Annotated in this window: 9 protein-coding genes; 5 read left to right on the forward strand and 4 right to left on the reverse strand. The window is 31.7% G+C overall.

What is annotated here, in order from left to right:
* The first annotated feature begins 16 nt into the window (after positions 1 to 16).
* Entirely contained in the window at positions 17 to 532 is a 516-nt protein-coding gene (locus BV60_RS0119790) for a helix-turn-helix domain-containing protein (protein WP_035778008.1), read from the forward strand.
* A 124-nt stretch (positions 533 to 656) separates the two neighbouring features.
* Here the strand turns inward: BV60_RS0119790 and BV60_RS0119795 are convergent, their stop codons facing one another.
* Positions 657 to 2,336, reverse strand: a complete 1,680-nt coding sequence (locus BV60_RS0119795; protein ID WP_029324547.1) for a M3 family oligoendopeptidase — start codon at positions 2,334 to 2,336, stop codon at positions 657 to 659.
* A 352-nt stretch (positions 2,337 to 2,688) separates the two neighbouring features.
* Here BV60_RS0119795 and BV60_RS0119800 point away from each other — a divergent pair, with 352 nt between their 5' ends.
* Positions 2,689 to 3,987, forward strand: a complete 1,299-nt coding sequence (locus BV60_RS0119800; RefSeq protein WP_029324548.1) for an ABC transporter substrate-binding protein — start codon at positions 2,689 to 2,691, stop codon at positions 3,985 to 3,987.
* A gap of 13 nt (positions 3,988 to 4,000) precedes the next feature.
* Positions 4,001 to 5,788, forward strand: a complete 1,788-nt coding sequence (locus BV60_RS0119805; protein ID WP_029324549.1) for a methyl-accepting chemotaxis protein — start codon at positions 4,001 to 4,003, stop codon at positions 5,786 to 5,788.
* 146 nt (positions 5,789 to 5,934) lie between these two features.
* On the opposite strand, the gene BV60_RS0119810 is transcribed toward BV60_RS0119805, so the two are convergent.
* From BV60_RS0119810 to BV60_RS0119820, 3 genes are all read right to left on the reverse strand, one after another.
* The gene (locus BV60_RS0119810) at positions 5,935 to 6,804 is read right to left on the reverse strand and encodes a methylenetetrahydrofolate reductase (protein WP_029324550.1); all 870 of its coding nucleotides are present in this window, start codon (positions 6,802 to 6,804) and stop codon (positions 5,935 to 5,937) included.
* Between the two features lie 251 nt (positions 6,805 to 7,055).
* Positions 7,056 to 7,418 (reverse strand): response regulator, encoded by a 363-nt coding sequence (locus BV60_RS0119815; RefSeq protein WP_022761203.1) that lies wholly within the window; start codon positions 7,416 to 7,418, stop codon positions 7,056 to 7,058.
* A 266-nt stretch (positions 7,419 to 7,684) separates the two neighbouring features.
* Complete coding sequence (locus BV60_RS0119820; RefSeq protein ID WP_029324553.1) at positions 7,685 to 8,032, reverse strand: hydrogenase maturation nickel metallochaperone HypA/HybF; 348 nt, start codon at positions 8,030 to 8,032, stop codon at positions 7,685 to 7,687.
* 1,934 nt (positions 8,033 to 9,966) lie between these two features.
* Here BV60_RS0119820 and BV60_RS0119825 point away from each other — a divergent pair.
* Positions 9,967 to 10,755: a ParA family protein gene (locus BV60_RS0119825; protein ID WP_029324554.1), complete on the forward strand. Its 789-nt coding sequence runs from the start codon at positions 9,967 to 9,969 to the stop codon at positions 10,753 to 10,755.
* Positions 10,752 to 11,531 carry a hypothetical protein gene (locus tag BV60_RS0119830; RefSeq protein WP_029324557.1) on the forward strand — a complete coding sequence of 260 codons (780 nt, stop codon included), beginning with the start codon at positions 10,752 to 10,754 and terminating at the stop codon, positions 11,529 to 11,531. Before BV60_RS0119825 ends, BV60_RS0119830 begins: the two co-directional genes overlap by 4 nt.
* Positions 11,532 to 12,413 lie beyond the last annotated feature (882 nt).

The raw sequence follows: 12,413 nt of genomic DNA on the forward strand, positions 1-12,413 counted from the left end.
TTTTGGAGGAAGACTAATGGGGAAAAAATCCATAAAGGAAAACAAAAACATCTATTTTGAAAGTAGGGAAATTGCAGGGTTAACCAGGGCACAGGCTAGCGAAAAAATAGGTTTTATTAGTGAAAGCCGTCTTGAAAAAATTGAATCTGAAAAAACAGCGATTCAGCCTGAAGATGTTGTAGCAATGGCAGATGCTTATAAGAGACCTGATTTATGCAATTACTACTGCACCCATGAATGTAGAATAGGTAAGGATTCCGTTCCTGTAGCAAAGGAATCAACATTGTCCGAGATTGTACTAGCTATGTTGTCATCTCTTAATTCACTGGATACGCAGAGAAACCGCCTTATAGATATTACTGCTGATGGTATCATTTCTGATGATGAACTCCCGGATTTTGTTAGTATTCAAAAACAGCTTGCAATGATTGACCAGACAGTAGAATCTCTAAAAATTTGGGTTGCAAACACTGTTGCTAATGGGCAAATAAACAAAGATAAGCTTGAATCTCTATTATCTGAAAAAAAATAACCCTTGTAAATTGACTAATAAATTAAATACTGCAGCATTTGTTTTCACACATGCTGCAGTATTTTTTACTTAAAAAGAATATTTATACCCAAAAATGTTCTGTTTAAGGATGTAATTCACACTCTTACTCCGTGAATACTTTCTTTGCCATATTATCAGCAAGTTCTTCAATAGTTCCTTCCTTAAAAGGACTCTTTAATCCTACTTCATCAAGCATTTCCTCATAGAATTTGCTCGCTGAAATTTTGCAAAGTTTTAAATATTGCTTCCAGGCTTCTGAAAAATCATTATCCATGCGGACTTTGAACTGCATAGCTATAACACTTGCCAATACATAATCTATATAGTAGAACGGGCTCCAGAAAATATGCCCCTGCTTTTGCCAAAATCCACCGTTATCAAAGAAAACATCTCCATCAAAATCAAGCCAGGGTCTGTAGTTTTTTTCCAATTCTTTCCATACCAGCTTACGTTCAGCAGGTGTCATCTCCGGTTTTTCATACACGATATGCTGAAATTCATCTACCATACATCCATAAGGAATAAAGGTTATCGCATCTTCTAAATGCATCTTGAAATAATCATCTGCTCTATCACCGAAAAACTTATCCATCCACCCATATGTAAAGTATTCCATCGACATTGAATGAATTTCAGCAGTTTCCATAGTAATGTCATTATGTTCCAAAATCTCATCATTACGTGTAACATAACCCTGAAATGCATGTCCGCATTCATGTGTAACAACATCTACATCTCCGCTTGTTCCATTGAAATTAGCAAATATAAAAGGGACTTTATACATAGGGAGAAAATCCATATATCCACCCTGTTTTTTGTTTTTTCTACCAAGAACATCAAACAGTTCATTCTCAATCATTACGTCAATAAATTCTGCTGTTTCCGGCGAAAGCTCTCTATACATTTCCTGTCCGGCTTTCATAATTTCCTCAGGAGTTCCGATAGGCGCAGGGTTACCATTTTTAAAATATACCTCGTTATCATAATATTTCAGATCACAAAGTCCAAGATCCTGCTGGCGTTTTCTTTGTATTTTTTCTACGAGCGGAACAAATGACTTCTTAACCTGAGATCTGAAATTCTCAACCTGCTCTCTTCTGTATGAATTTCTCATCATACGATTGTAGCCAAGTTCAATATAATTTTCATAGCCAAGTTCTATTGCCTGTTTTGTCCTATTTTTAACCAGTTTGTCATAGATATCATCAATATCTTCAGTAACTGACATGAAATAATCCGATAAAGCTTTCCAGGCCTGTTTTCTGGTCTCTCTATCATTATCGGTCAAATATTTTCTAAGAAGTGAAATGTTAAATTCCTCACCTCTAAACGGAATTTTCGCAGATGCTATTATTTTGTCATATTTACTGATCAAAGCATTTTCTTCCTGCATAAGAGGCAGAATTTTTTCATCTATAGAGGCAAAGTTAAGCTCCATATTTTTGAATGCAACCTTCCCTATTTTCTCCTCTAGATAATTTCTGTAAGGCGAATTATACAGCACTTTCTGATACTCATTATTATATTGAGAAATTATTGGATTGATCTCATCAATATAATCCTTTTCTTTCGCATAGAATTCCTGTGTAGTATCTACATCATGTCTAAAACCGGCAATTCTTATCATTGTGTATAGTTCACTAATATACTTGTAGTAATCTTTATGTAAATTGAATTGCTCTTCCCCGCTTTTCGAATTCTTACTATCTGTAATCAACTTTTCAAAAAAAGCTTTTACCACTTCAATGTCAATGTGTTTGTAAGGCATTTCTGAAAATTTCATCCACATATTCCTCTTCTTTCTTAGATTTTTAATCATCATTAATTATAGTATTATTACTATTTTAAAACAAGAAATATTATTGATGTATTGATGTTATGTAATAGCAATACATTTACATCCAGTCATCTTGATATACTAGCCAGAACAACTATATGTCAACAAAATATAGATTGTAATTTATCTATATTTAATTATTTTTTTATATCTTAATATTCTTCATATCATATAATAAATTATAACTGTTTGTATCCGGTACATCTTTTTTGAACCGGATTACAATAACAATAAAGGAGTTCTAAAAAATCAACACATCATGTTTTGCAATATCTATTTCAGGAAAGGATAGGAAAATATGCCAAATAAACGATTCTTACCTATAATTTCAGCGTTGACACTTTCCATTTTTGTAGTCAGTTGTAATTCAGCTACTAAAACAGTTGATGAAGAGGCTACTCCTCAGTCTTCCCTAACATTATTAAATGTAAAAAGTGAAGTAAGTAGTCAGATTGAATCCTTAGCAAAACAATATACCAGCGAAACCGGTATCCCTGTAAACGTACTCAATGTGGCTGCAGGAGTTGATGCGCAAGCCACCTTAAAAGGATATTATCTGTCCGACCAAATGCCTGATATTATAGCCTGCGAAGCATCAGGTTTTGCAAATTGGGAAGGTTTATTAACAGATCTTAGCGATCAGGAATGGACAAAACGCACGGACGCCTCATATATAGATCCAACTTATGGTGTACTTGGATTCCCTTATACTACTGAAGCTATTGGACTCGCATATAATTCAGATATACTTTCCAAATGCGGAATAACCCCATCTGATATTAATAATCCTGATTCTTTAAAAACCGCATTTGAAACTATTAATTCCAAAAAAAGTGAACTAGGTCTAACTGCAGTAATAGCATATTGTGCAGAACCAAATGATGTAGGATGGTCAAGCGGTAATCATATTTTCGGTACATATCTTGATTCCGGATTACAACGAAATGATACTACCTTTATTGATTTGCTCAACAAAGGCGGTCAATTAGATGATGAAAGATTTTCAGCCTTCGCAGATATGATAAGTATGTTCAATGAATATTCAGATCCTGCAATTCTAACAGAAAGCGCCTATGACGATCAGGTAAATGGGTTTGCAAGCGGTAAATATGCATTTATAACACAGGGGTCGTGGATTGGTGCTACCATGACCGGTGACGCTGCTGATGATTATGCAACTGCAGGAAATTTTGAAGTCGGAATGCTGCCTTACTGTTTTATGAATGGACAAGACACAATTCTTACAAGTGCACCATCCTGGTGGGCAATTCCTAAAGAAGGAAATGTTGAGGAAGCCAAAGCCTTTTTACAATGGTGTTCAGAAGATTCTGCCCAAAAAATACTAGTTGAAGAAGCAGGTTTCATTAGTCCTTTCACAGATTGTAAATACATTGCTTCAGATCCGTTTGCTCCTGTTATTTCTTCTTATATTTCAGCAGGCAAAACATCCAGTTGGCATTGGCAGGAAATGCCCGCGGGACTAGGTCAAAATGGTTTATCTTTCGCATTTTTTAAATTTGCAAACGGTGAATTAGATAAAGACAGTTTTATTAACGAAGTTAAGACGATCACATCCGATTGGTATTCAAAACTGTAAGGAGGTGAAGAAAATGGGAAATAACAGACAAGAAACACCTACCAAGGCTGTAAATATCAACGTAAGTAAAGTTAATTCAATTTTATTTCAATTAATGCTTCTAAACCTCTTAATGCTTATTTCTTTTGTAATAGTAATGAATCTTGTGATGTCATCTATGAAGAAATCGACAACAAGCAGTATTGATATGTTTGACTCAATGATGACACTGACTCAACACGAAGCAATATTAAAATCAGATGTTATGTCTTTATATGATCAGACAACAGGCTATATCTCAGCAGGAGCTGCTGAAACTAAAGAAGCGCTTCTTCCACAGATTGAAGTAGCCAAAGCTGCTATTTTGTCAGATATAAATCAATTAAACCAGGATTTTACTGCTTCTAATGATGAAGAAGCAAAATCACAGCTGCAGGAAATATCATCTCAATATAGCAGGTTATCAAATCTAATAGACAATGCTATTACACGTTGCGATGCAGGTGACCAGGATTCAGCATATGCTATTCTATTTGATAAAGCAGAAATCCAGAAAATAGCAATTTTTCATTCAACAAAAGCTCTTGACCGTGCTATTTCCAACGAAGCTAACGAAACAACCAATACCATGAATGAACTCCTTGCATCAGGACGTATTGTTGCAATAATAGGAATGCTTATCATTCTCGTACTAATCGCTATAAATTTCCTTGTAAGCTACAAAACTATTGTTAAAAAAATACGTTCTATAAGCGACGAAGTCAACATCATGATTGCCAACATTGAACAGGGAAATGGTGATTTAACTGCCAGAATAAAGACTAAAACCAAATCAGAATTATTATACATAACAACGGGTATCAATCACTTTATCGAAACTCTTCAAGGAATAATGCGAGACGTAAAAAACGGTTCAATGGTTCTTACCGCTTCCTCAGAAGAAGTAGCTTCGCAACTTCGTATCGCTGATGACAACGTTACTAATACTTCTGCAGCACTTGAAGAACTGTCTGCGAACATGGAAACTTTAGCAGAGACTGTTTCATCTATTAACGGAAAAGTAGACGATGTTAAGTCAGCAGCACAAGCCATTACTGATGAAGCAACAAGCGGTACTGAGACAGCACTAAAAATAAAAGAAGAAGCTAATACACTAAAGATGCGTGTAAACATCAAAAAAGCTGATGCAGGCCATCAAATGTCAAGCTTATCCAATACTCTGAGTCAATCTGTTAAAGATTCAGAAAAAGTTGGACAGATTAGTGAGCTAACAAGTGTTATTTTAGATATTGCATCTCAAACCAATCTACTTTCTTTGAATGCTTCCATAGAAGCCGCACGTGCCGGAGAGGCCGGGAAAGGCTTTGCTGTTGTTGCAACAGAAATAAGTGCTCTTGCTGAAAATAGCCGCAAAACCGCAGGTACTATACAGGAAATTAGTAATGAAGTTACTGAAGCTGTAAATTCTCTTGCCAGAAATGCACAAGAAGCACTGGATTTTATAAACGGAACTGTGCTAGGCGATTATGATGAATTCGTTGATACCGGAGAAAAATATGAACATACAGCAGATATTATGGACGATATGCTAAATTCTTTTACTGAGAAAGCAGATAATCTTAATGATATAATGCAGGAAATGGTCGAATCAATACAAATGATCACCACTTCAATTCAGGAAAGTTCTAAAGCTATTTCCATGTCGGCTGAAAGCTCAACTGAAATTGTTGGTGGCATTAAAAAAATATCCAGTGCCATTACTAAAAATACTGATGTTACAGAACAGCTAAGCGAAACAACAGAAAAGTTTTCTTCACTATAATATCATTTTATTCAATAACGGCTGGTATGCATTTTAATATGCTTACCAGCCGAATTCTTGATTATTTTTATTTAAGACTTTGTCTTTTTCAGTACTTTTTCAAATAAGATTTAATTCTTATTCTTAAAAAAATACCTTTTACTCTTCTATGAGCGCATTTCCTTCAACAGTATTTCCGCAAGATCAGGCTTATTCATTATATAAAAATGAATTCCATCAGCGCCCCTTTCTTTTAATTCGAGAGCCTGCCTGATAGCATAATCAATACCGTATTTTCTCATCTCCTCCGGTTTATCTCCATATTTCGCTATAATGGATGATAATTCTTCAGGTACTGTTGTACCTGATAACGTTACAGTTGTTCCTAATTGTTTTGCACTTGTAACAGGCATTATTCCCGCCGAAATAGGCGCATTTATACCCAGATCATATAATTTATCCTGTAACCTATAAAAGTACTCATTTTCGAAGAATAATTGCGAAATAAGTACATCACAACCGCTATCAACCTTTTTCTTTGTGTTATATATATCAGCTTCATCTGATGGTGCTTCAGGGTGCTTATGAGGATAACAAGCTCCCAGAAGGGTAAACTCCATACCTTTTTCCCTAATAAATTCAGCCATATCACTAGCATGAGAAAAGTCTCTTGCATTAAATTCTTCATCTGTCATCATCTTAGGCCGATCACCCCTTAAAACAAGAATATTATCAATCCCTATATCCTTAAACCTATTTAGACCATCTTCCAGTTTTTCTTTTGTAAAACCAACACTTGTAATATGTGATACAACCTCAAGACCAGCTTTATTTTTAGCATAATCTGCTATCTCAATGGCTTTACCTGCATTTGATCCCCCAGCACCATACGTAACACTTACAAAATCAACATTTATTGCAGCTAGCTTGTCCAGTTTCGCATAAATATTCTTAAATTCATCTTCCTTTTTTGGCGGATAGATTTCACAAGACAATACTGTAGTACCTTTTTTATATAAACTTCTAACGCTTCCCATTCATTACTCCTCCTTTTTATTTTTATTATTATAACACGTGAAAGCTGCCAGGGGGCAGCCTGGCAGCTTTCTATATGGTTATCAAGCTTGCGATCCATCCTTTGATCACCGCAACGGCCCTAAAAAAGGGCACAAAAAACCTGTTTCCATGTCGTTTCCCTTCCATGGAAACAGGTTGCTTTCCGTTGCTAATAATTATATCGGTGCATCCTCAAAAAATATTAGTGCTTTTTTATTGATTTATTTTAATTTTATCCTATTGCCTTTTTTACCGCTTCTAAAACACGATCTGCCTGGAAAGGCTTAACAATAAAGTCTTTTGCACCAGCTTGTATAGATTCGATAACCATTGCCTGTTGCCCCATGGCAGAGCACATAATGCAACAAGCATTAGGATCTGCAGCCTTTATACCCTTTAGAGCACCAATACCATCAAGCTCCGGCATGGTAATATCAAGAGTTACAAGATCAGGCTTAAGTTCGTTATACTTGTCGATTGCAATCTTACCATTTTCGGCCTCGCCGGCAATCTCATAACCACCCTTTGTCAAAATGTCTTTCAACATCATACGCATAAAAGCGGCATCATCTGTAATAAGTACTCTCTTAGCCATTATGAACCTCCATATTTTCTATTCCGGATTATATAATGTGCTCCGGTATATCTTTCGAATTCATTTACTATTTTATCATAAAATCATCAAAAAAAACCCTAAATCGTCGCTCAAACAATTAAAAAATGATAAAATTTCGTTCCGTTTCGAAATAAATTCTAAAATTATAATATATCCTGGTTCATCACATCAAATTATTATTACATCTATATCCTCTTTTATACTATCATCATATCATCACGTCATCATTTTTTATGAACATGCCCTTACTCTTCTATTTCTATGTTCTTTATCTGTATTCCCTTACCTCTTATTAAATTTCCTTTTCTTTCTCCACACTTTGGACACTTATAACTATAGATCTTTTCCGGATGATATATCGTTTTGCATTCTTCGCACTCAATTTCCACTTTAATATCATTAGTTATTAATTGAGCATGCTCTAATTGTGTGTTTTTTACTACATCTGGATAGTATTTGTGAAGGTAATATGGTATAACTCCACTCATCTCGCCAACATCCACTACAATTTTGTTGACTTTTTTTATTCCATCCTGTTCCATTTTCGTTGTAATTGTATTGACAATATCTATAATATAACTTATTTCATGCAATTTAGAATAATCTCCATTTGTTAATTATACAATATTATAAATTTACAAATGACTATTTTAGTCAATATTTTTTATTATTTTTCGATGCCTTCCTTATATGATTTCAAGCATTATTATATGCATGCGCTTTTTTTCATATAATCAACCGTATCTAATGTTATTTAATAATCACATTTACCATTTTAGTCATTATTTTAATATATTATACATTTTATATTATATATATTAGTTATATTCTTAATTTATGTGCCTTTATCAATTCATAACATGTGGTGTCTACTTAATTTATCATTAGTTCTTTTTATTTTACAAAAATACTATTATTTTTTTATATTTGTCTGATTATTTTTAAATTCCTTTTTCTTTAACTCTTTATGATGCGCAATACCTTTTTGATTATTTATAACTCAATATTCTTGTTCTAATTCCTAAACCTTCGAAGTCAATACTGTATACATCAAAAATATCTGAATATATTTCTTGATTTTTCCAGTTTGTATATAAACAGATCTATTGTCTAGGATCTACTACCAGTAAAAAAATTCGTTTAAATTCTAAAAAAATCAGGATTATTTCTAAAGATTTTTCCTGGGATTTTTCCTGGGATTTTTCCGTGCTTTTTTCTATTCTCCTACATTCAAAAAATCTACTATGTACACATCTATATATAAATATATATAGACATCTAGATGTTTTCACATCTTTATAAATCTACAAATATATTTATTCATATTATATCATCTATATTTATTTTTATCAATCTATCAATTTATCATTATCAACTTGTATCATTATATTTGTATCATATTTATCATGATATATATGTATTATCTATCTTTTATATATTTTGATAATGATTCATTTGGATATTGATATAAATATAATCATCAATATTGCTCAACATATATTTTTTTACATTATCATAATGTTTATCTGATATATTTAATTTAATATAACATTTTCATCTTTTTTATTGTTCTTATGAAGTATATACATCATTATATATCGATATCATCATATATTGATATCATCGGATAATTATGTCATATATATTTTTACTTTTTATATACCCTTCATTATATATTTTTTTATTTTTATACTTACATCATTACACCAAATAATCATTTGCATATTTTGACTTCATTACATCATGATATCAATATGTTATATCATCTATAACTTATTGATAATTTGTCATCATATCATCAATTTTTAATTTTTATAGTCTTTGTTCCGGTTAATTATTCAGGTATTTTGAATTACTTTTAAAACTCTATATATAGTTTTAAACCATCATTTAAATCTACATGTAGTATATATCATTACATCATGTTGTTATGAGATATATTTTTTCCTATCTAATACAACAAGATTTTTTAATATTTTTCATCTCAAGATACATCATGTTGTATTTATGTTATTTTATATACTCATCGTCACATTAGAGTATTATTTTTCGTTCTAATATTCAACATTGATGTATTGATGTGTCATGTTCAAAAGCACATCATGTTGTGCTTATATATTTTCAGCTTGTAAACTGATGTGATTTTATATTGTTATATATTTCTATTTATATACAATTATAGTCATACATAATGAAGTATTGATATTTTGTATTATCTTTATATTTTGATTTATATATCTTTATATTTTGCTATATTTATAATATTTTATATTTTTATTTTTTACATTTATTATATTTTCATTTATATATCTATTTATATTATTATATGTATATATTTATATTTATGTATATTATATTATTTGTTTCATTATATATTGCTCCATTTATTACTTAGTATATTTATCATAACGTATTTTTATGTATATATATCGTTTAACTTATATATCAATTTATATTTTTCTTTACACATCTTTTCAGCAATGATAAAATAAGGATGGCATTTGTTTATATATTATGGGAGGAATACATGAAAACTATATCATTTTGTAATCAAAAAGGTGGTGTAGCAAAAACCACTTCAACATATGCATTAGCTACTGGCCTTGCTAAAAAGGGCTATAAAGTACTTATGATAGATTCTGATCCGCAGGAAAATTTAAGCCAAGCAGCCGGAATCGATTTATATAACATTCCTGCAGCAACACTTTCTGATGTTTTTAAAACAGAAAAAGGTGAAGCCGGTGCAGATATAAATGAGACTTTAATTCCAATAAATGATAATGTAGACCTTATAATAGGAGGAATTGAATTTACTTCCGCTGATTTAGATTATTCTGGCGTTACTTCAAGAGAATTTATGCTAAAAAGAGCATTAAAAAAGCTAAAAAAGACGTATGATTATTGTATTATCGATTGTAGCCCTACATTAGCACTAATAACTCAAAATGTGCTTGCTATAACAGATAAAATAGTTGTTCCTATGATGCCTGAAGCATTTGCAACAAATGGTGCTAATATGTTATTTTCTTGGATTTCTGTCATGTCAGAGCGTCTTAACAATCCTGATCTTGATGTAGCTGGAATTTTGGTAACAAATTGTAGAAATACAAATAATGCAAGTATATGGCTCGAAGGTATTGAAATGTTAGCTAAAGAATACGAAATTAAAGTATATGATACCAAAATACACCAGAATGTAGCTGTAGAAGAATCTCAAACACTAAATCAATCATTATTTGATTATGCCCCTAATGCACGAGCAACAAAAGATTATGCTGCTTTTGTAAAAGAATTCCTGAAAGGAGAGTCAAAATGAAAAAAGATTTAAAAAATGCAATGGCTAAAAATTTCCAGAAAATGGTTAATGAACAGCCTGCAGAAGACACTTCTAAAAAGGAAGAAGAAAATAGGGAAGATGTTGAGACAAAAATAGTAGAAATCGAGGAAAATCCAGTATCATCACCTTCGATTACAAATATTATCGAAGAGACAAATGAAGAACAGCATACAGAAGAACTTATACACTCAACGCAACAGCCTTCAGTAGCTCAAGTAGCACCATCGCCTGTCATTGGTACTACAAATTCCCCTGTTAACAATATTCCCGACATGCAGAATTTTACACAGCCAATACAAACTCAATCAGGCGTAAATTATATTAATTCCCCTTTACCGGATCATATTCCTATGCCTATGATTCAAACTCAAGTACCACCACAATTACAAACTCCCAATATTCCGATACAGCAAGTAGCTCAAACACCGATATATATGACTGATCAAATGGCATCACCTGTTATGCAATCCTCTTATAACAATACTATGTTAAATCAAGCTGAAAATACTACAAATGAAGTTAGACGTACCCCAAAAGCAGGAAACAAAAAATCCATACCTTTAATGCCGGAAGAAAAAAGTAGTGGAGTTTTACATATTAGATTAGGGGAATTACGTTCTTATGTTGATTTTATGACTCAATCTACCAAAATGTCTTACCAACAATATATTAGTAATCTTATAGAGCAAGATTTTGAGAAAAACAAAGATCTATACCTTAAATATAAATCTTTTATGGAACAATTAAATATATGACAACAATTGTTGTTAACATTATATTAATTAACAACATATTTCTTATTAATTAGAAGCTCTGGAATGTGCATAAAATAGCACGTTTCAGAGCTTTTTTTATTAGTTTTTAGGGACAAAAAAAATAGTAAAAGGGGAGAGAATCTTTTTGGTATAGGATAAAGATGATAGAAAAATGGGTATTAAAATGGGCTGTAAATGTTGAATAAAAGGAAAAGATGGTAGTAAAAGGGAATATATAACAATTTTATTTAGTAGTTATAAGGTATGTATTATAGAAAAAGGGTTTTATTGAGTAGTTTTTAGGACCTAAACATTAGTAGTTTTTGGGAACCAACCGGAATATCACTAAATATGAAAGAAATGATAGAAAAAGGGGATATATATTTTTTTATTAGTAGTAAATAGGTACATAAAAAGAATAACTTAGTAGAATTTGGGAAGAATAATAGCTTAACTTAGTAGAATTTAGGTATATTTTGATAAAAAAAGATTAAAAATATTCAGAAAGATTAAAAACAAATAGTGTTCTATTGACCAAGTGTAGATTAATAATTGATTAGTTAGTAGTAAAAAGGGATATAAAAAGGGTAGTTAGTAGAAAATAGGGTTATTTTTGGACTTATTTAGTAGTTTTTGGGGAATTATGAAGTAAAGAAAGTAGTAAAAAGGGATTAATTTTATAAAATACTGAGATAGTCAATATAAGAGTTGACTCATACAGTCATAGTTTCAATCTATAAAACAATCAAACAGGAGCTATATATCGTAAGTTAGTATGTTTGGGGGACTTATTATAGCAAAATAGGTATAAGATTAATAAAATAGAGGAAATTTGTTTACAGTAAGAGAAAATAGAACTATAATAAGTTAGTATTAAAAAGG

Origin of the sequence: Butyrivibrio sp. AE3004, assembly GCF_000703165.1 — a bacterium.
Taxonomy (GTDB): Bacteria; Bacillota; Clostridia; order Lachnospirales; family Lachnospiraceae; genus Butyrivibrio.

What these genes read in the sequence shown, in the direction of transcription:
- BV60_RS0119790 (WP_035778008.1), top strand. Translation starts at nt 17, where the DNA reads ATGGGGAAAAAATCCATAAAGGAAAACAAAAACATCTATTTTGAAAGT.
- BV60_RS0119795 (WP_029324547.1), bottom strand. Translation starts at nt 2,336, where the DNA reads ATGAAATTTTCAGAAATGCCTTACAAACACATTGACATTGAAGTGGTA.
- BV60_RS0119800 (WP_029324548.1), top strand. Translation starts at nt 2,689, where the DNA reads ATGCCAAATAAACGATTCTTACCTATAATTTCAGCGTTGACACTTTCC.
- BV60_RS0119805 (WP_029324549.1), top strand. Translation starts at nt 4,001, where the DNA reads ATGGGAAATAACAGACAAGAAACACCTACCAAGGCTGTAAATATCAAC.
- BV60_RS0119810 (WP_029324550.1), bottom strand. Translation starts at nt 6,804, where the DNA reads ATGGGAAGCGTTAGAAGTTTATATAAAAAAGGTACTACAGTATTGTCT.
- BV60_RS0119815 (WP_022761203.1), bottom strand. Translation starts at nt 7,418, where the DNA reads ATGGCTAAGAGAGTACTTATTACAGATGATGCCGCTTTTATGCGTATG.
- BV60_RS0119825 (WP_029324554.1), top strand. Translation starts at nt 9,967, where the DNA reads ATGAAAACTATATCATTTTGTAATCAAAAAGGTGGTGTAGCAAAAACC.
- BV60_RS0119830 (WP_029324557.1), top strand. Translation starts at nt 10,752, where the DNA reads ATGAAAAAAGATTTAAAAAATGCAATGGCTAAAAATTTCCAGAAAATG.